This window comes from Novosphingobium indicum (assembly GCF_014645195.1).
GTDB classification, from domain to species: domain Bacteria; phylum Pseudomonadota; class Alphaproteobacteria; order Sphingomonadales; family Sphingomonadaceae; genus Novosphingobium; species Novosphingobium indicum.
Genome location: NZ_BMLK01000008.1, coordinates 16,597 through 35,541 on the forward strand (window position 1 = coordinate 16,597; position 18,945 = coordinate 35,541).

Genomic DNA, 18,945 nt, shown 5'->3' on the forward strand with positions numbered 1-18,945 from the left:
CAGTATCGCCCGGGCCAGCGGCAGCGAATCTGGCTGCAACGCCCTGAAGGCTCGCGTTTCAGTCCTCGCAAGACCGCTTGCCTTTGCGGGCACGGTGACTTCCGCACTGGCGGATTTGCATTTGATTCTGCCTGTATCACTGCGATAGACTCGGCCGCAAAGGAGAGCTGAAATGCAGGATATGGGCGAGGAAGGGGAAGCATGTCCCTTCGAATTCAACTTCGATGAAAAGACCTTCAAGGTCGGTGATACGGTCAGCTTTCGCGTGAATGGTAGCCTTGAAGGCTTTCCCTTCGTTGGAACGCTGGTCGAGGTGTATGAAGACCACGTGATGATCGCCGGCGATCCGCAGGAACCGGAAAAGCTCTATCGCGGTACGCGAGAGAGCCGGCCCCTGGTCGATTACGCGGAAATATAAGCGAATAGCGCGGCAGGGTTGATTTCGCGCAACGCGCTTGTCGCATTCCGGGGCTAGGCAGGAATCAAACAATCCCCACTGGGAAAGGACCTTACATGTCGCACAAACCGCACGATCTTGCCGCCGAATTCCCCGAAGACGTCGAACTGCTGCACCGTCTGAAGGGCAAGGGCCATTTTGCGGCCCTTTCCGAGCGCTACACGGAAGTGAACCATGCGATCACCCGTATCGAGGCGGAACTGGATGCCGCTTCGGACGATCGTCTCGAAGAGCTGAAGAAAGAACGTCTCTCGTTGCTCGACCGCATCGCCGAAGTTCTGCGCGAAGCCCGTCACGCGCAGGTGTGATATCCGGCGGGGCTCCGGCCCCGTCACATCGCGTCGAGCAGGGCTGTCAGTTTCCTGGGGGCGACGTTGCGCCAGCTGCGCATGATCCAGTCGCCTAGCGAATCCCAGTCGTTGTCACCCAGATCGAGGCGAATGCCGATCCAGCCGTCGCCGAAGTAGGCCGGCCGGAAATAGCGTTCTTCGTCCTGTTCGATCAGCATCGTCTGTTCGTCCACGCCGCTGATCTTCACGAGCAGTGCGATCCGGCCGTCGCCGTGATGGTCCGACGTGAAATAGGCGAACTTCTTGCCCTTCACGATGCCGAAGCAGGGCATGCCGTGGCTGACGATCTCATCGGCCTCCGGCATCGCCATCGCACGTTCGCGGACCTGTTCAAGCAGCCAGTCGGCGGACGTCTCGCGCGTCACGAGCCGGGCGAGGCAGCGCGAATAGAGCTGGTGTTCGGCAATCAGCACGCGGGCAGCGAGATCTTCCGGCTTGTCTCCTGGCAGGATCGCTACGGGTGTCTGGCCGAGAATCGGGCCTTCGTCGAGTTCCGCCGTCACCAGATGGACCGTGACGCCGCCGTGGCTGTCACCGGCCTCTATGGCCCGCTCGTGCGTGTGCAGTCCGGTGTACTTGGGCAGCAGCGAGGGGTGGATGTTGACCATGCGTCCTTCCCATTTCCTCACGAACTCGGGCGTGAGAATGCGCATATAGCCGGCGAGGGCGACCCACACGGCACCGCTTTCACGGATCGCCGCGTCCATCGCCATGTCGTGTTCGGCGCGCTTCATGCCCTTGTGCGAAAGCGCGAAGGTGGCAACGCCTTCGGCCTCTGCCAGGCGCAGGCCCTTGGCCTCGGGATCGTTGGCGGCAACGAGAACGATCTCGTACGGGCAGTCCTCGGCGCGGCTGGCATAGAGCAGGGCGGCCATGTTGGTGCCGCTGCCCGAGATCATTACCGCAACTTTCGCACGCGCCTGCGCCATTGTCGTCTTTCCGTATCGATGTGTTCGAGAGGAACAGAGCGGCCTGCGGATCGTTGCTATCGGCTATGTCCAACATTCCGCCAGTTACCCCCGGCACGTCCCCCCTATGCGTTCGCTCGCGCGCGGGCAACCGCAGGGTGCAGACCGCATGAGCGGCGCCCCGTTCAGGCCCGGTCCCGAAGACTTGCGCTACTTGCGCCGGCTGGGCTGGACCGTCCTTGTCATGGGCGTGCTGCTGATCATATGGCGCGCGTCGGACCTGCTCTTGCTGGCCTTCGGCTCGGTGCTGGGCGCGGTCGTGTTCCGCAGCGCCGGGCGGATGCTGCAGAAGGCAGGCATCCGTAACTGGAATCTGGCGCTCGGGCTGGGGATCGCACTGGTGCTCTCGGTGCTGGGCGCCATGGGCTATCTGCTAACCGTGCAGTTCGGCAGCGAGATCGGCGGGATGCTGGGGAACCTCCCGGGCACGCTTGCCACGGTCGAGAACGGTCTTTCGACAACGCCGGTAGGCAAGGCCGTGGTGCAAGCGGCCGAGGCCGCCGCCGGCGGCAGCACGATTGCCGATCGGCTGGGCCAGTTCTTCGCGGGGGCCGGAGAGTTCCTCGTAAATCTGGTGATCGTGATCGTCGGCGCCCTGTTCATTGCGGGCGGACCGGGTTCCTACCGTAGGGGTATCATCCTGCTGACTCCTCCGCCTGCGCGCGCGACCATGGACCGTGCGCTCGACAAGGTCACGCTGGCCCTGCGGCTTTGGCTCAAGGCCAAGTTGATTTCCATGGTGCTGATGAGCGTGATCATAGGCGGCTCACTGTGGTGGGCAGGGCTCGATTCATGGGCCGCGCTCGGCTTGCTTGGGGGCCTGAGCGAATTCGTGCCCTATGTCGGCCCCGCCATTGCCATGCTGCCTTCCATCGGGCTTGCCGCGGCGGCGGGCGGCGATCTTTTGTGGCGGACCGTGGTCGCCTATCTCGCCGTCCGCGTGATCGAGGCGTGGATGCTCACGCCGGTGATCAACCGGCAGGTGGTGCATATCCCGCCCGCGCTTACGTTGTTCACGATTCTCGGCGTAGGTGCAGTCTTCGGCGTCTATGGCGTGTTCTTCGCCGGCGCGCTGCTGGTCGTTGCCTTCGTGGGCGTGCGCGAGTTCTACCTGCGCGATACGCTCGGCGAAGAGGGCGTGCCCGCTATCCCTGAACATCCGCTGCCGGACCATCCGGAAAACGAAGGCCGGGAGTAAGTCTGGCGGCGCGTGAGCGCGCTTACGCGATGTGCGTGGCTTCCCACTGCGCCAGTGCGGCCCAGTCGTCGGCAGTGCCTTGCACGGTGCAGCCCTTGTCGCCCGGTTCGATGGCGCCGATCACGAAGACTTCCTCGCCGGCGGCCTGCAATTCGGCCTGAAGCGCCCCTGCATCGTGAGCATTGACCGCGAGAACCATGCCGATGCCGCAGTTGAAAGTGCGGGCCATCTCTGCCGGTTCGATGTTCCCCTGCGCCTGCAGGAACGCCATGAGCCGCGGCTGCGGCCAAGCGCCGGCATCGATGCGCGCATGCAGGCCATCGGGCAGCACGCGCGGCACGTTTTCGAGCAGTCCGCCGCCGGTGATGTGGGCCAGCGCATGAATGCGGCCCGCGCGAATGAAGGGCAGCAGGCTCTTCACATAGATGCGCGTGGGCGCGATCAGCGCGTCGATCAGCAGCGTTTCCTGATCGAACAGGGCAGGGCGGTCGAGCTTCCAGCCCTTGTCGGCGGCCAGACGACGCACCAGCGAATAACCGTTCGAATGCACGCCTGAAGAAGCAAGACCCAGCAGGACGTCACCGGCCGTCACGCGGTCACCGGTCAGCTGCTCGCCCCGTTCCACGGCGCCGACGCAGAAGCCGGCGAGGTCGTAATCACCCTCGGCATACATGCCGGGCATTTCCGCTGTCTCGCCGCCGATCAGCGCGCAGCCGGCCATCTTGCAGCCCTCGGCAATACCAGCGACGACGCGTTCGGCGACGCCGTTCTCCAGCTTGCCGGTGGCAAAGTAGTCGAGGAAGAACAGCGGTTCCGCGCCCTGAACGATCAGGTCGTTCACACACATGGCGACAAGGTCGATGCCGATGTGGTCGTGCCGGTCATGGTCGATAGCGAGCTTGACCTTGGTGCCCACGCCGTCGTTCGCGGCGACGAGCAGCGGGTCCTTGTAGCCTGCGGCGCGCGGGTCGAAGAATCCTCCGAAGCCGCCCAGATCGGCGTCAGCGCCCGGGCGGGCGGTCGATTTCGCGAGCGGCGCGATGGCTTTGACAAGCGCATTTCCGGCGGCAATCGAGACGCCGGCCTGCTCGTAGCTGTAGCTCTTCGGAGAGTTATCGTCGGACATTCGCGCCGCGTAGCGCTTTACTTCTTGGATTTCCATCGCCGTTTGGGCAAAAGGCCCCCGGTTTCGACAATGGCGATCACGATCTCCCCCAAAATCCTGCGGCCCGACCGCAAGGGCCCCCGTAGCGGACAGCGGAAACGCGTGGCCGTGATGCTGGCTGCCGTGGCCGGTCTGGCGCTGGCCGGTATCGGCGGCCCGCGACTCGTCGCCCAGATCGAGGGTGATCGCGGTATCCCGCCGCTTGCCAATTCCGAAGACATCCAGGTCAACGGCATCGACGTCGACGTGACAGCCAAGACGGGCGCCGAAGCACGGCTCGAAGGCTGGAAGCAGGCTGAAAAGCTGGCGTGGAAGAAGCTGGGCGGTCCGGACATGCCGGTCGAATCGATCGATGCCATGGTGGCGTCGATTGTGGTCGAGCGCGAACAGGTCGGTGCGCATCGCTATGTCGCGCGGCTGGGTGTCATTTTCGACAAGACCAAGTCCAGCCAGTTCGTCGGCAAGGATGGCGGCGGCATTCCCCGCTCGGCGCCTATGCTGGTCATTCCGGTGCTCTACTCGGGCGGCGTGCGGCAGGTTTTCGAAGTGCGCGGGCCGTGGCAGCGCGCCTGGGCCGAATTCCAGGCGGCTGCGAGCCCCGTGGATTATGTCCGTCCCATCGGCTCGGGCGGCGAATCGCTGGTGCTCACCGCAGGCCAGACCGGACGCCGCAGCCGCTTGTGGTGGAGCACTGTGCTCGGCCAGTTCGATGCGGCCGATGTGGTGATCCCCGTTGCGCGCCTCGAGCGGCAGTGGCCGGGCGGCCCGATCAAGGGTACCTTCACGGCGCGCTATGGCCTCGACAACAAGTTTCTCGGCAGCTTCACGCTGACCGCCAGCAACGAACAGGAATTGCCGGCCATGCTCGGCAAGGCTGTAGAGCGCGTCGACGGGCTCTATCGTGATGCTCTGGTGCAGGGCATGCTCAAGCCGGACCCGACGCTCAACAGCAGCCGTGTGGCGCTGGACCGTGCCTTTGGGGAACTTCGCAATGCGATGATGCCCAAGGAAGAGCAGGGGCCGGTCGCCGCCGCGCCAACGGCAGGCCCGACTCTGGCGCCGGAAGATGTCAGCGGCACGCCGGTTGAGAATGTCTCGGTACAGTTCGCGACTCCGGATGCCGCCGCCGTCGATGCGGCGCTTGCGGCCGTGCGCGGGGTGCCCGGCGTACAGGGCGCGGCGACTGTCAGCCTCGCGATCGGCGGTACCTCGGTCATGCGCGTGAGCGTTTCGGGCGGCGCGGATCGCATTGCCAACGCCCTGCGTGCGCAAGGCTGGAAGGTTTCCGGCAGCGGCTCTACGTTGAAGATCAGCCGCTAGGAACGTTCCGCCATGAGGCAGATTGCGTTACCCCTGTCCGCTGCCAGCGAGAATCCGCCGCGCATTGTCGTGGGTAGCGCCAATGCTGCGGTCATCGACGCGCTGGCCGAGCCTGAGAACTGGCCTTTCCGTACGGCGATCCTCACCGGGCCGCCGCGTTCGGGCAAGTCGCTGCTCGCCCGCTGGTTCGAGCAGACGGGAAAGGGGGATGTGGCCGACGATGCCGATAGCATGGGCGAGGACGCGCTCTTCCACCGCTGGAACCGCGCGCAGGAAAGCGGTCGCCCGCTGCTGATCGTCGCCAACCGCCGACGCGGTGCCGGGGAGGAGGCGTGGCAGGTGCGTTTACCCGATCTGGTGTCCCGGCTCGGCGCGGCGCTCGACCTCGAAATCGGCGAGCCCGACGACGAGATGCTGATCGCGCTGATGGAGCTGCATGCCGAAGTGCGCGGTATCGTTCTTGACCATTCTGCAACCCGATACCTTGTAGGACGTTGTGAACGTAGCCATCTGGGCGTGGAACGTCTGGTCGCCGCGATCGACCGGCTCAGTCTGGAGCGCAAACAGGCGCCAACAATGGCGATCTGGCGCGACGCACTGATCGAGACTAAGGGCGGCGATCTCAAGGAGCTTTGAGTTCGCATGTGCGCAATAGTTGCATCGCGGGCCGATTGATGGGAGTTTCGGGCAATGTTCGGTAATCTTGTCCGCTATCTGGATTCCATCGTTGCGCGCGATCCCGCGCCGCGTTCGCGCTGGGAAGTGCTGCTCTATCCCGGTGTCTGGGCGCTGTTCTGGCACCGCATCGCGCATGGCCTGTTCAAGGCGCGGCTGTTCTTTCTGGCGCGGGTGGTCAACCACATCTCACGCTTTCTGACGGCTATCGACATCCATCCGGGTGCCACGATCGGCAAGAATTTCTTCATCGACCACGGCTTCACCGTGATCGGAGAAACGGCCGAGATCGGCGACAACGTCACCATCTACCAGTGCGTGACCCTGGGCGGCTCGAATCCGACCAACGGCGTTGGCGGCAAGCGTCACCCGACGCTGGAGGACAACGTGATCGTCGGTTCGGGGGCGCAGATCATCGGGCCTGTCACCATCGGCAAGCGGGCCCGCGTGGGCGCCAGCGCGGTCGTGACGGAGAATGTGCCCGAAGGCGCGACGATGATCGGCGTCAAGGCCCGCTCCACGCTCGTTTCCGCCGAGACTTGGGCCAAGCAGTTCATGCCTTACGGCACGCCGTGCAAAGAGCCGTGCGAACCGGCGCCGAACCAGCGCGTCGACGAGCTGGATGAGCAGATCGCGCTCCTGCGTCAGCAGGTCGAGGCATTGATTGCCGCTCAGTCCGAGCGCGAGGAAGCCCAGTCCGACGGTCCGGCTTGCAAGGGCGTCTGATCTGAATGGCGGCAGGCCCGACCGGTTCCGCGAATTCCGCTTCGTCCAGCGTTGTAGCCTTTCCCGGACGAGGCCCGCAGCAGGTGGGCTTCGACCGGTTCGAACTCCAGCGCATTCTCAATCTTTATGGCCGCATGGTCGCTGCCGGGTTCTGGCGCGACTACGCGATGGACTTCGGCAAGGACGCGGCCAATTTCGCCGTCTTCCGCCGCGCCGCCGAACGGCCTCAGGCCCGCATAGAAAAGCGCCCGAGCCTGCGCAGCAAGCAGGGCATGTGGACGCTGTTCGGCGAATCCGGCCAGATTCTCAAGCGCGGGCACGAGCTTGCTGGTGTGCTCAGCCCGCTTGAGCGCAAGTTGCTGAAGGTCGTCGAAGGGTAGAGGCTAGCGCGGCGCAGCGAGCCGTCGCCAGGCGAGATGCTTGCTGCTTCATTTCATGACGGCCTTGCCGGCTTCCTCCAGCCGCGCAATTCGCGCTCGGCGTTCGTCTGGCGAAGTGGGCGCAAACCCCGGCAAGTCGTCCGTTGCCCCCCAATTGTGTACGGGACCGAGTGCGAGCCTTTTCAGCGCCGTTTCCGCCACATCCTGTGGTGCAGCCAGGCCGGTCGGCAGAGGAAGGCCCTTTTCCGCAAGGGCGCGCCGAAATGCCGGTGTGTCGGTCCGGCCCAGCATCAGATTGAGAACATCGACGCCGTAGGGCTTCAGTTCGGACCAGAGGCTTTCGCCGAAGCTGAGCAGAAATGATTTTGCCCCAGAATAGACGGCGAGCGATTTCATGCCCCCGTAACTCACGCCGGTGCCAAGCAGAATGATGCCGCCGTGTCCCCGCTCACGCATATGGCGACCGAAGTGGTGGCAAAGCTTCAAAGGCGTGGCGACGTTGAGCGCGACAAGATCGAGCCAGGCAGGCATATCAGCATCGAGGAATTCCTGGCCGTTGAGGTCGGCGCCCGCATTGGCCACGAACAGGCCGACCTCTCGGGAACCTACTGCCTGCACGATGATGTCACAGGCATCCTCGGCCGTAAGGTCGGTGGCGATCGTCAGGCTTTCCACTCCGTGCTCGCGTTCGATTTCGGTCGCGAGGTCGTTCAGCGGCTCTATCCGTCGCGCAACCAGAATGGGGCGTATACCTTCGGCAGCGATGCGGCGGGCAAAGGCAGCCCCGGTTCCTTCGGATGCGCCAGCAATCAGAGCCCAAGGCCCATATCGATCGATGAACATGGTGTCCCTTCAGAAGCAATTGCGCGCGGATTGCCACTCTCTGCAGGTGGAGCCAATGACCGGGGATTGCTAATCGGCATGACGATGCCAGCGATGCTGCATGCTCTTTGATCGTGCCGCAAAACGCCTGAGAGTCGCTACTGAAGCTGATGCAGGGCTTGAGCCTCAGGCGAAAGTGTGGCGGGCGGACAGAAGATCGCTTTGAGCCTGCGTCACCTTATTGATGATCTGCAGCAGGCACCATGCCGATGCGATGCACAGGGCGAGCGAAAGCAGCCCGAACAAATCCTGCTTGTCATGTGCTGGTGAAAACGCCGTGATGAAGGACAGGGTATTGGCCGCGATAAACGTCGTCCACCACGGGGCCATTTCGGGAGCGTCCCGCACGGCCCCAGATTCGAGAGAGTGGCTGCGTCGCCAGAGTTCGCGCATTGCGCGAAATGGTTCGATCAGGTTGGCGATGGGGATGAAATACCATCCGACAGCCCATCCTGGCGAGTACTTCAGGTCGGGGCATTTCATCGCGACCAGGTTCGCGTGCGCCCGGTATATCCACATTACAATCGGGATGGTGGCGGCAATTTGCAGGAACCAGTTAAGCAGTCCGACGACGAGGCCCACCATACTCAGCGCGTCCAGGTTGCCGGTATCTTCATAGTTCAGTTGCCCCGCCATCAGGCCAAAGACTTGAAGGATCTTGAACGCAGATACGCCGATGTATGCATAGATGACATAGGTCGCGAAGGCGCGGCGCGCCTCCAGGACTCGCAAGCATTTCCAAAGCGTGGTTTCTGGCATGTCCCTCCTGCGCGATGGCTGGTTGTCGTTGCCAGCGGCGTCGTCTTAAATGGCGTTTCTAACTGTTAATGCTGCGATTTCATCAGCATCCGCAGCGCATGGTGCGATTGTTCCATGCCGTTCTCGAACACATGATCTCCCGTTCGCTCGCGGATGCGCGGCCAGGCCTTGGCGAAGCCTTCGGCGGTGCGTTCGTTTTCGGGCAGCAGGATGCCCTCATTCATGGTGATGAAGGCACTCTGGAAGACGCCGCCGCCGGCTGCGACAATGGCGTCCGTGGGTGCGTCTTCGGACACGAGGAAGATCGCTGCGGGGACCACGTTTTCCGGCTCGAAGGCCTTGTAGGCTTCCTCGGGGAAGATGTCGGCGGTCATGCGCGTGCCGGCGGTGGGAGCGATGCAGTTGACGCGCACGTTGTACTTGGCGCCTTCCAGCCGCAGCGTGCGGGCGAGCCCGAGCACGCCGGCCTTGGCCGCGCCGTAGTTGGCCTGTCCGAAGTTCCCGCCGAGCCCTGTGGAGGACGTGGTCATCAGCACGCGGCCATAGGTCTGATCGCGCATGATGTTCCACACCGCCTTGGTCGCATAGGCGCTGCCGAGCAGGTGGACGCGCAGGACCAGGTCGAAGTCGGCCGGGTCCATCTTGGCGAACGTGCGGTCGCGCAGGATGCCGGCATTGTTGATGAGGATATGAATGCCGCCCCATTTCTCCATTGCGCGCGCGGCCATCGCCTCCATCTGCGCGAAGTCGGAAACGTCGCCGCCATCCGCCATCGCCTCGCCGCCTGCGGCATGGATTTCCTCGATCACGGCCAGCGCAGCGTCGGAATGGCCGGTGCCGTCGCGCGCGCTGCCTAGGTCGTTCACGACCACTCTGGCGCCGCGCCGGGCCAGTTCCAGCGCATAGGCACGGCCCAGACCGTTTCCGGCCCCGGTAACGATGGCAACCTGCCCGTCGAGGGAAATGGACATGAGGGACTCCCGTAAGTGTTATTGGCGGGATGGCAGGTTGCGGCGGGCCGTTCAATCGAGAGTTTTGCGCAATGCCGTGCGGTCCCGTGTCAGCCAAATCCGGCGGACATCCCGAGACAGCGACTTGCCCCGGCGCGCCTCCCGAGTCATAGGCGCTGCTAACGAATCTGCCCGCTCCCTAGCGAAAGGCCCTGCGATGAAAGTCCGCGTCCACGTCAGCCTCAAGCCCGGTGTTCTCGATCCGCAGGGTCGGGCCATCCACCATTCGCTCGAGGGACTGGGCTTCACCGGTGTCAATGATGTGCGTGCCGGCCGCCTGTTCGAGCTCGATGTGGCGGACAGCACCAGCGACGAAACGCTCGACGACATGTGCCGCAAGCTGCTCGCCAACATGGTGATCGAGAACTACCGCATCGAGAAGGTGGCCGCCTGATGGCCTTCCGCTCCGCCGTCATCACCTTTCCCGGCTCCAACTGCGACCGCGACATGGCGGATGCGCTGGAGAAGGTTTCGGGCACCGCGCCGCACCGCGTGTGGCACGGCGACCACGACCTGCCCGAGGGGCTGGACTTCATCGCGCTCCCCGGTGGCTTTTCCTATGGAGACTACCTGCGCTGCGGCGCCATCGCCTCGCGCTCGCCGGTGATGCAGGCAGTGATCGCCGCCGCCGAAAAGGGTGTACCGGTGCTGGGCGTGTGCAACGGTTTTCAGGTGCTGACCGAAAGCGGCCTGCTGCCCGGCGCGCTGCTTCGCAATTCGGTGATCCGCTTCGTCTGCCGCGACGCCACGCTCAAGGTCGAGAACGCCCAGTCGCTGTTCACCAGCGGCTACGAGGCAGGGCAGGAAATCGTGATCCCGGTGGCGCATCACGATGGCAATTACTTCGCCGACGACGAGACGCTCGACCGGCTCGAAGGCGAGGGCCGGGTTGCCTTCCGCTACGCGGAGAACGTCAACGGCTCGGCCCGCGCGATTGCCGGCGTGCTCAATGCCGCGGGCAATGTGCTGGGCATGATGCCGCATCCCGAACGCGCCATCGAAACGACGCATGGCGGCACCGATGGCCGCGCGCTGTTCGAAAGCGCGATCAAGGGACTGGTCGGCGCCTGAGCAGCCCCTCGCAGTGAGCAGGAAGGCCGGGCTCTTGTCCGGCCTGATTTGCTTTTGCGGCGAAAGCCCCGTATCCGGCGGCCAGGCCACAGACAGGAAGGTGCGATGAACAACTAAGTAGCCAGCGCGGATTTCCTCCCCATGCTTGCTTGGTGTTCTCATGTCATACCTGACTCTCGATGGCGTTGCCTGTGCAACGCCGGATGGCTCTCTTCTCTTTTCCGATCTCAATCTTTCGCTGGCGCATGAAAGTGTCGGGCTTGTCGGCCGCAACGGGTCTGGCAAGTCGACCTTGCTGCAGGCGATTGCCATGCAAGGCCCTGTAGCACAGGGAACTATCACCTGCCGGGGCAGGGTCGGCTTCCTACGCCAGTTGCCGCCGGTCGGTACGCAGACTGTCGGCGATACGCTAGGTGGAGGGGCGTTAGCCTGCCTGCGGCGCATCGAAAGCGGCACTGCCGCCGATGCCGATTACGAGCAGGCGGACTGGACACTGCCCGCGCGCCTCGATGCCGCCACCGCTTCGGTCGGGCTGCCACCGCTCGACGTGGAACGGCCGCTCGCCGCGCTTAGCGGCGGGGAGCGCATGCGCGTGATGCTGGCGGGGCTGCTGCTCGACCACACCGATGTCCTGCTTCTCGATGAGCCGACCAACAATCTGGACGATGCAGGCCGCGATGCGGTGCTCGATCTGCTGCAGCGCTGGCATGGGCCGGTACTGGTCGCCAGCCATGACCGTGCCTTGCTCGAGCATGTCGACCGTATCGTCGAATTGACCCGGACCGGCATTCATGTCGTCGGTGGGGGCTGGAGCGTGTTCGAACAGCAGCGGAGCGCCGAGCGGGCGCGCGCGCTCGACGCGCTCGACAAGGCGGAATCGGCGGTGAAAAGCGCGCGGCGCGACCGGCAGCGCGAGGCGGAAAAGCAGGCCCAGCGCGACAAGCGCGGGCGGGCCGTAGCTGCCCGGAAATCGGAACCGAAGATCCTCCTACATGCGCGCCAGCAGCGGGCGGAGCAGACCGCGGCGCGTTACCGCGCCGTCGGCAATGACAGCGTGGCGCAGGCAGGGGATGCGCTTGCGCAGGCACAGGCGGAGGTCGAGCGGGTGGTGCCGATCCGGATTGCCATGCCTTCCTGCGGATTGCCGACACGCCATGTGCTGGTCGAGGCGCGGCACGTGATGTGCGAACGTGAAGGACGAAGGTTGTTCGGCCTGCTCGACCTGACCATTCGCGGCCCCGAACGGATTGCGCTCACCGGGCCCAATGGTTCGGGCAAGACGAGCCTGATCCGCCTGCTGCTGGGCGACGAGCCGCCGCAAGAGGGAGCCATCACCGCCGACCGCGGTGACATGGCTTTGCTGGACCAGCATATCTCGTTGCTGGAACGCTCGGAAACCGCGCTGGGGGCCATGCGCCGTCTCAATCCGGAGATTACTGCGGCGCAGGCTCACGATGCTCTGGCGTCCTATGGATTCCGCAATCGCTGGGGAGACCGCACCGTGGAGAGCCTTTCAGGTGGTGAGCGCGTCCGTCTGGCACTGGCCTGCCTGTTCTCCCGGCCAAGGCCGCCGCGTATGCTGATCCTCGACGAGCCGACCAACCATCTCGACGTGGAAGCGACGATGCTGCTCGAAGAAGCGCTTCAGGCCTATGACGGTGCGCTGCTGTGCGTCAGCCACGACCGAGGGTTTCGCGATGCGCTTAAGCTGGAGCGGGAAGTCAGCCTTTCGGCGGAAACCTAGGCGGCGCTCTGCTTGGCGAGGTAATGCGGGTTGCGGAACAAGTCCTCGGCGTCTTTGGCCGCCATCGGGCGTCCGAAGAAGTAGCCCTGGATCTTCCGGCAGCCGAGCTGGCGGATGAGTTCCACTTCCTTCTCGGTCTCCGCGCCTTCGGCCGTGGTCGACATTTCGAGGCTGTCCGCCATGGCGACAACGGCGCGGATGATGGCGAGGCTTTCGACGTTGCCGGTCGCGGCGCTCTGCACGAAGGAGCGGTCGACCTTGATCGTCGAGAACCGCAGCTTGCGCAGGTACCCGAGCGAGGAATAGCCGGTGCCGAAGTCGTCCAGCGCGATGCCGCAGCCCAGCGCCATGATCTGCTCGAGCGCGGCCTGTGCCTGGCTGGCATCGCGCAGGAAGATGCTTTCGGTGACCTCGATTTCGAGGCGGCGCGGCGAAAGACCGCTTTGCGTGAGGGCGCTGATGACGCTCGCGGAGAAATTGGGGTCGAGCAGCTGCTCGCCCGAGGCGTTGACCGCAACGCGCACGTGCTCGGGCCAGTTCATCGCCTCGCGGCAGGCCTGATGCAGAACCCATTCGCCGATCGGAACGATCAGGCGCGTGTCCTCGGCCAGCGGGATGAACTTTCCGGGGCTGACGAAGCCGTGTTCCTTGCTGTTCCAGCGCAGCAGCGCCTCGAAGCTGACCACGCCTTCCGTATGCGCATCGACGACAGGCTGGTAGACGAGCTGGAATTCGTTGTTGTCCAGCGCCTGTCGCAACGAGAATTCCAGCTGGCGGCGCTCCTCGGCATGAGCATGCAGCGCGGGCTCATAGGTGAAGTGCGCGTTGCCGCCGGTGTCTTTGGCCCGGTAGAGTGCAAGGTCGGCATTGCGCATCAGCGTTTCGACCGTGGCGCCGTCGCGCGGGCCGAAGGCCGAACCGACCGAGGCGCCGACGTAGAGCGTGTGATGCTCGACCTCGTAGGGCTGTGAGAGCCGCCGGATCACCTGCTGCGCCACCGCCTTGACGTGCTCCAGATCCGAGGCGTCGCGGATGACGATGGCGAACTCGTCGCCGCCGAGGCGGCCGCACAGTTCGTTCTCGGTCATCTGCTCCTTGAGACGCTCGGAGACGCGGGCCAGCAACTGGTCGCCGACGAGATGGCCGAGGGTATCGTTAACGGCCTTGAAGCGATCGAGGTCGATCATCAGGAAGGCGCAGCGTGTACGCCACTTTTCCGCGTAATCGAGCGCGTCGCCGAGCGCTTCGGTGAGCATCATGCGGTTGGGCAGACCGGTCAGCGTGTCGTAGCGCGCCATCCACGCGATCTTGTCAGAGTTCTCACGCGCCTCGGTCACGTCCGAGCCGACGCCGCGGAAGCCGTCGAAGATGCCGTCTTCATCGAAGCGCGGCGTGCCCGAAAGCTCCCACCAGCGCGATTCGCCATTGATGGTCACCCGCACCAGCAGGTTTGAGAAGTTCTCGCGGCGCTTCAGCTTCTCGGCGAGGTCGTGAAGGCTCGAAGGGAACTGCCCGGTTTCCCAGGCAGGGCCGGAAATGAGCTGAATGAACGACTTGCCGTCGGCTTCCTTGGCGTTGCAGCCAAGCGCGAAGGCAAAGCGGGGGGAAACCGAACGCACGCGGCGGTTGGTATCGGTCTGCCACAGCCAGTCGGCCTCACCTTCCTCGAATTCGCGCAGGAGCAGCGAGACGACCTCGTTCTTTTCCAGAATGCCGGCTTCCGCGATCTTCGTCGCGATGTAGCGCTTGGCGCCTTCCACCGCGCCGACGAGGATCGTGCCGGTAAACACGACAGTGATCGCAGCCATGTCGTAGGTATGGGTGAACAGGAAATAGACGATCGTGGAGCCGCCGACGATTCCGCAGAACAGCAGGGTGCCCATCGGGACAGCCGGCAGCAGGATGGCCGATGCCGTCATCAGCATGGCAAGGACCGTCCAGATCTTCACCTGCGTCGCCGCATCGACGAACAGGCCGAAACAGCCGAGCGGGACCGCCCAGACGAGACCGCTGAAGATCGAGGCGACCATCTGTGCCTGCACTTCGCCGCGCGACATGCGGCGGCGGTCGGCATCCGCGAGCGAGCGGTCGATGCGCTGGCCATGCCACAAGGTCAGTGCGACCACGGTGATCCAGCCGGCCATGAACACGACGGGAACCTGTTCCATCGTCAGTGTGACGATTGCGAGCATCGCCGCGACTTGTGTGGCAATGCGCGAGAACGTGCCGCTGCGCAGGCTTGAATATTGCAGGCCCCGCAGCCGTGCCCAGTCGCCGTTGTCCGGGTCGCTCAACCCGAGTACGGCCATGACCGGAAGCTTCCTTGGGAGGGCTTTGTTCTGAAGAGACCTTACTTGCACCCGGTCTCCATACCCTCAGGAGGGTTATTACCGGGTAAAGCCGCGATGGCCTTTGGCGGATTATTTTGCGGCGAATGCTGCGCGGAAGCGACTTATTCGACGGTGACGCTCTTGGCGAGATTGCGGGGCTGGTCGACGTCGGTGCCTTTCACGCAGGCCACGTGATAGGCGAGGAGCTGCACCGGTACGGCATAGACGAGCGGGGCAATCAGCGGATGGACCTTCGGCATTTCGATCGTTGCGATGCAGCCTTCACCCGCTTCGGCGATGCCCTCCGCGTCGGAGATCAGAACGACCTTGCCGCCGCGTGCGCGCACTTCCTGCATGTTCGAAACGGTCTTTTCGAACAGTGGTCCGGATGGGGCCAGCACGATCACCGGAACGGCTTCGTCGATGAGCGCGATGGGGCCATGCTTCATTTCGCCCGAGGCATAGCCCTCGGCGTGAATGTAGCTGATTTCCTTGAGCTTTAGCGCTCCCTCGAGAGCGAGCGGGAAGTCCGGTCCACGGCCCAAATAAAGCACGTCGCGCGCTGGCGCGATCAGGTGCGCCATGTCCGCGATTTCCTCGTCGTGGCCCAGCGCGGCATTGAGGCACGCCGGCGTCTCGACGAGGTGCTTCACCACGGTCATTTCCTCGGCCCGGTCCATGCGGCCGCGCAGCACGGCAAGCCGCGCGGCGAGGGCGGCGAGTACGGCAAGCTGGCAGGTGAAAGCCTTTGTCGAGGCAACGCCGATTTCCGGTCCGGCGTGGGTCGGCAGCAGCAGGTCCGCCTCGCGCGCCATCGTGCTGGTCGGCACGTTGACCACGACCGCAATGGTCTGTCCCTCCGCCTTGCAGTGGCGCAGGGCGGCCAGCGTATCCGCCGTTTCGCCGGACTGGGAAATGAACAGGGCAAGGCCGCCCGGCTCGAGCACCGGATCGCGGTATCGGAATTCGGAAGCGACATCGATATCGACCGGGAGCCGCGCGAACTGCTCGATCCAGTACTTTGCGACCATACCGGCGTAGTAGCTGGTGCCGCATGCGACGATGGTGATCCGCTGGACCTTGGACAGGTCGAAATCGATCTGAGGCAGGGCCACCGACTGGTCGACCTGCCGCACGTAGCTGTGCAGCGTCTGGGCGACCACGGTCGGCTGCTCGAAGATCTCCTTCTGCATGAAGTGGCGATAATTGCCCTTCTCGATGGCGACTGCAGAGGCACCCGAGGCGACGATTTCGCGCTCCACCGGATTGTTGTCGACATCGAAGATCTGCGCGCCGTCGCGGGTGATGACGACCCAGTCGCCTTCGTCGAGGTAGGTGATCTTCTGGGTCAGCGGCGCGAGCGCCAGCGCATCGGAGCCAAGGTAGGTTTCGCCGTCACCATAGCCGACGACCAGCGGCGAGCCGAGACGGGCGCCGATCAGCATGTCGGGAAAGCGGCGGAAGGCAATGGCCAGCGCGAAGGCACCGCGCAGCTGGGGCAGGGCTACCTTCACCGCGTCCTGCGGCGAAAGCCCGGCCTCGATCTGTTCGGAGACGAGGTGCGCGACGACTTCGGTATCGGTCTGGCTTTCGAATGTGCGTCCCCGGCCTTCCAGACCCTCCCGCAGGCTGCGGAAGTTCTCGATGATGCCGTTGTGGACGAGGGCCAATTCGCCGGTCGCGTGGGGATGGGCATTGGCCGCGGTCGGTGCGCCGTGGGTGGCCCAACGGGTGTGGGCGATGCCGGTCAGGCCCTGGGCCGGGTCCGTGATCAGTTCCTTGACGAGGTTGATCAGTTTGCCTTCGGCGCGGCGGCGCACGAGCTGGCCGTCATGGACAGTGCAGACACCGGCGCTGTCATAGCCCCGATATTCCATGCGCCTCAGGCCGTCGACCAGCCTGTCCGCGACTTCTTCCTTGCCGACGATGCCGATAATTCCACACATGTGCCGTGTTCGCTGCCTTAACCGTGTTGACCAAGCAATTGCAGGCTCAAGCCTGCCGAAACAAGCTTGAGAAGTGGTTTAGACGCGCAGCAGGCGTGCACGCTTGTGGAAAGTCCGATCAGTCGCCGTCGAGAAGGTCTCCGAAGCTGCCGAGGATCGAGCCTTCACCGCGCCGCTGTCCGCCGGGCAGGGCCGCCGAGAGCATGCGGCCGGCGAGGCGAGAGAAGGGCAGCGACTGGATCCAGACCTTGCCCGGTCCGCGCAGCCGCGCGAAGAACACGCCTTCGCCGCCGAAGATCATCGACTTCACCGACCCGGCGCGAACCAGATCGAAATCGATCCCCGAAGTGAAAGCAGCGACGCAGCCGGTATCGATGTGCAGTTCCTCGCCGGCGCGCAGTTCGCGCTCGACCACCATGCCGCCCATCTGCACGAAGACCCAGCCATCGCCCTCGAGCTTCTGCATGATAAAGCCTTCGCCGCCGAACAGGCCGGTCATGATCTTCTGCTGGAAGTGGATGCCGATGGACACGCCGCGCGCCGCGGCCAGAAAGGCGTCCTTCTGGCAGATCAGGCGTCCGCCCACGTCGTCGAGCTTGATCGGCAGGATCGAACCGGGGATCGGCGCTGCAAAAGCCACGCGGGCTTTTCCATGGCCATGATGGGTGAAGACCGTGGTGAACAGGCTCTCGCCCGTGACGAGGCGCTTGCCCGCGCCCAGCAGCTTGCCCATGAAGCCGCTGCCTTCGCCGCCCGACCCGTCGCCGAACACGGTCGACATCTCGATGCTCGAATCCTTCCAGACCATCGCCCCGGCCTCGGCGACGGCGCTTTCGCCGGGATCAAGCTCGATCTCGACGAACTGGAGTTCCTGCCCCTTGATCTCGAAATCGACATCGTCGGCAATCGAGGAACTGCGGGTATGGCTCCAGGGGCTGTTGGACATCGGGTCACTCCGTATTGCGCGAAAAGGGATGAACGCTGTGATCACTGCGGTGTGTGACGGTGTGATTTCCACGCTGTGACTTGTCAAACCGCGCTGGTCGGATATTCTTGTCGCTTGAACGAACACCGTCTGACGAGCGAGGCCCATGAAGAGGGTCCGGCCCAGACCTAGGCAGTATCGGTGTTCCGGGGAGAGGAAATTCGTCGATGTTCAAGAGAAGTGCGTTTGCAGGAGTAGTGGGCCTGTTGTTGGCCGGAACGGCTCATGCAGCGCCTGTAGCCGACACATCTTCGTCCGCGATCCCCGAAACCGCTGCACTCGCGATGGCTTTTGGCCACGACGCGAAACCGCAGGCCGGCCTGGATGTCGGTGCGCAGGTGGACAAGGGCTTCGATCTGATCCGTAGCGGCAAGCAGGCGAGGGCCGTGAAGGTCTTCGATACGGTCATCGCCTCGGCAGACCGCTATCTCGCCAGCGATCCGCGTACGCCGCTGTGCAATTCGGATCGCACCGCTCCCGATGCCGCTGCCGACAGCGTGGTGCTCGTCGACGGCGCCCTATGCGATGCGCATTTCGGCAAGGGCTTTGCGCTGATCGATCTCGGCCGGGGCGACCTTGCCGAAGCGGAACTGCGCAAGGCGACGGAGATGGCGCCGGGTAATGCGCATTTCGCCAACGAGTACGCCGAACTTTTCAAGTCGCGGCGCCAGTGGCAGGAAAGCTACGATCTTTTCGCGCATGCCTGGGCCATCGCCAGCAAGGACAAGGATGGGCCGGACGCGTCGCTGGCTGCACGGGCGCTGCGCGGGATGGGCTACAACAAGATCGAGATGGGCGATCTCGATGCGGCGGAAAACCTGTTCCGCCAGTCGCAGGAATACGATCCCGGCAGCGAAGCCGCGAAAGTCGAGCTCGGCTACATCGCGCGCAAGAAAGCTATTGGTTCGTAAGAGACGGCCTCAGAGCCTAGGCTTCGAAATCAGATCAAGGCCCCGCTAACCCTGAGCTTGTCGAAGGG

The 18,945-nt window shown here is 64.1% G+C and carries 19 protein-coding genes; 11 read left to right on the forward strand and 8 right to left on the reverse strand.

Annotated elements, in window-relative coordinates:
- Positions 1-172: 172 nt before the first annotated feature.
- Positions 173-418: a hypothetical protein gene (locus tag IEX64_RS09675; protein ID WP_188819465.1), complete on the forward strand. Its 246-nt coding sequence runs from the start codon at positions 173-175 to the stop codon at positions 416-418.
- A gap of 95 nt (positions 419-513) precedes the next feature.
- The gene (locus IEX64_RS09680) at positions 514-765 is read left to right on the forward strand and encodes an HP1242/YdcH family protein (RefSeq protein ID WP_188819466.1); all 252 of its coding nucleotides are present in this window, start codon (positions 514-516) and stop codon (positions 763-765) included.
- Positions 766-788: 23 nt separating this feature from the next.
- Here IEX64_RS09680 and purN read toward each other — a convergent pair whose 3' ends face one another.
- Positions 789-1,736, reverse strand: a complete 948-nt coding sequence (gene purN, locus IEX64_RS09685) for a phosphoribosylglycinamide formyltransferase (protein WP_188819467.1) — start codon at positions 1,734-1,736, stop codon at positions 789-791.
- Between the two features lie 148 nt (positions 1,737-1,884).
- Between purN and IEX64_RS09690 the strand changes: the two genes are divergently transcribed.
- Positions 1,885-2,973: an AI-2E family transporter gene (locus IEX64_RS09690; protein WP_188819468.1), complete on the forward strand. Its 1,089-nt coding sequence runs from the start codon at positions 1,885-1,887 to the stop codon at positions 2,971-2,973.
- A 22-nt stretch (positions 2,974-2,995) separates the two neighbouring features.
- Here the strand turns inward: IEX64_RS09690 and purM are convergent, their stop codons facing one another.
- On the reverse strand, positions 2,996-4,099 hold the full coding sequence (gene purM, locus IEX64_RS09695; protein ID WP_188819469.1) for a phosphoribosylformylglycinamidine cyclo-ligase: 1,104 nt from the start codon (positions 4,097-4,099) through the stop codon (positions 2,996-2,998).
- Between the two features lie 69 nt (positions 4,100-4,168).
- Here purM and IEX64_RS09700 point away from each other — a divergent pair, with 69 nt between their 5' ends.
- Genes IEX64_RS09700 through IEX64_RS09715 form a run of 4 tightly spaced genes read left to right on the forward strand, consistent with a single transcriptional unit; the run spans position 4,169 to position 7,239 of the window.
- Positions 4,169-5,458 carry a heavy-metal-associated domain-containing protein gene (locus IEX64_RS09700; protein ID WP_188819470.1) on the forward strand — a complete coding sequence of 430 codons (1,290 nt, stop codon included), beginning with the start codon at positions 4,169-4,171 and terminating at the stop codon, positions 5,456-5,458.
- Between the two features lie 12 nt (positions 5,459-5,470).
- Complete coding sequence (locus IEX64_RS09705; RefSeq protein ID WP_188819471.1) at positions 5,471-6,094, forward strand: HdaA/DnaA family protein; 624 nt, start codon at positions 5,471-5,473, stop codon at positions 6,092-6,094.
- A gap of 54 nt (positions 6,095-6,148) precedes the next feature.
- Positions 6,149-6,859, forward strand: coding sequence for a serine O-acetyltransferase EpsC (gene epsC / locus IEX64_RS09710; RefSeq protein ID WP_188819472.1), 711 nt, complete (start codon positions 6,149-6,151; stop codon positions 6,857-6,859).
- A 5-nt stretch (positions 6,860-6,864) separates the two neighbouring features.
- Positions 6,865-7,239: a DUF2794 domain-containing protein gene (locus IEX64_RS09715; RefSeq protein WP_188819473.1), complete on the forward strand. Its 375-nt coding sequence runs from the start codon at positions 6,865-6,867 to the stop codon at positions 7,237-7,239.
- 48 nt (positions 7,240-7,287) lie between these two features.
- Here IEX64_RS09715 and IEX64_RS09720 read toward each other — a convergent pair whose 3' ends face one another.
- The 3 genes from IEX64_RS09720 to IEX64_RS09730 form a co-directional block, all read right to left on the reverse strand.
- The gene (locus IEX64_RS09720; RefSeq protein ID WP_188819474.1) at positions 7,288-8,082 is read right to left on the reverse strand and encodes an SDR family NAD(P)-dependent oxidoreductase; all 795 of its coding nucleotides are present in this window, start codon (positions 8,080-8,082) and stop codon (positions 7,288-7,290) included.
- Between the two features lie 165 nt (positions 8,083-8,247).
- Positions 8,248-8,880, reverse strand: coding sequence for a DUF4328 domain-containing protein (locus IEX64_RS09725; RefSeq protein WP_188819475.1), 633 nt, complete (start codon positions 8,878-8,880; stop codon positions 8,248-8,250).
- Between the two features lie 65 nt (positions 8,881-8,945).
- The gene (locus IEX64_RS09730) at positions 8,946-9,851 is read right to left on the reverse strand and encodes an SDR family NAD(P)-dependent oxidoreductase (protein ID WP_188819476.1); all 906 of its coding nucleotides are present in this window, start codon (positions 9,849-9,851) and stop codon (positions 8,946-8,948) included.
- 196 nt (positions 9,852-10,047) lie between these two features.
- On the opposite strand from IEX64_RS09730, the gene purS reads away from it, so the two are divergent.
- From purS to IEX64_RS09745, 3 genes are all read left to right on the forward strand, one after another.
- Positions 10,048-10,284 (forward strand): phosphoribosylformylglycinamidine synthase subunit PurS, encoded by a 237-nt coding sequence (gene purS, locus IEX64_RS09735; protein ID WP_188819477.1) that lies wholly within the window; start codon positions 10,048-10,050, stop codon positions 10,282-10,284.
- Positions 10,284-10,961 (forward strand): phosphoribosylformylglycinamidine synthase subunit PurQ, encoded by a 678-nt coding sequence (purQ, locus tag IEX64_RS09740; RefSeq protein WP_188819478.1) that lies wholly within the window; start codon positions 10,284-10,286, stop codon positions 10,959-10,961. The genes purS and purQ overlap by 1 nt, the downstream gene beginning before the upstream one ends.
- Before the next feature lie 160 nt (positions 10,962-11,121).
- A complete protein-coding gene (locus tag IEX64_RS09745; RefSeq protein WP_188819479.1) occupies positions 11,122-12,705 on the forward strand; it encodes an ABC-F family ATP-binding cassette domain-containing protein in 1,584 nt (527 codons plus the stop codon).
- On the opposite strand, the gene IEX64_RS09750 is transcribed toward IEX64_RS09745, so the two are convergent.
- From IEX64_RS09750 to IEX64_RS09760, 3 genes are all read right to left on the reverse strand, one after another.
- Positions 12,702-15,014, reverse strand: a complete 2,313-nt coding sequence (locus tag IEX64_RS09750; protein ID WP_188819480.1) for a putative bifunctional diguanylate cyclase/phosphodiesterase — start codon at positions 15,012-15,014, stop codon at positions 12,702-12,704. The genes IEX64_RS09745 and IEX64_RS09750 overlap by 4 nt on opposite strands.
- Before the next feature lie 143 nt (positions 15,015-15,157).
- Positions 15,158-16,981, reverse strand: coding sequence for a glutamine--fructose-6-phosphate transaminase (isomerizing) (gene glmS, locus IEX64_RS09755; RefSeq protein ID WP_188819481.1), 1,824 nt, complete (start codon positions 16,979-16,981; stop codon positions 15,158-15,160).
- Between the two features lie 118 nt (positions 16,982-17,099).
- A complete protein-coding gene (locus tag IEX64_RS09760) occupies positions 17,100-17,927 on the reverse strand; it encodes a TIGR00266 family protein (protein WP_188819482.1) in 828 nt (275 codons plus the stop codon).
- Between the two features lie 206 nt (positions 17,928-18,133).
- On the opposite strand from IEX64_RS09760, the gene IEX64_RS09765 reads away from it, so the two are divergent.
- Positions 18,134-18,877 carry a tetratricopeptide repeat protein gene (locus IEX64_RS09765; RefSeq protein ID WP_188819483.1) on the forward strand — a complete coding sequence of 248 codons (744 nt, stop codon included), beginning with the start codon at positions 18,134-18,136 and terminating at the stop codon, positions 18,875-18,877.
- Positions 18,878-18,945 lie beyond the last annotated feature (68 nt).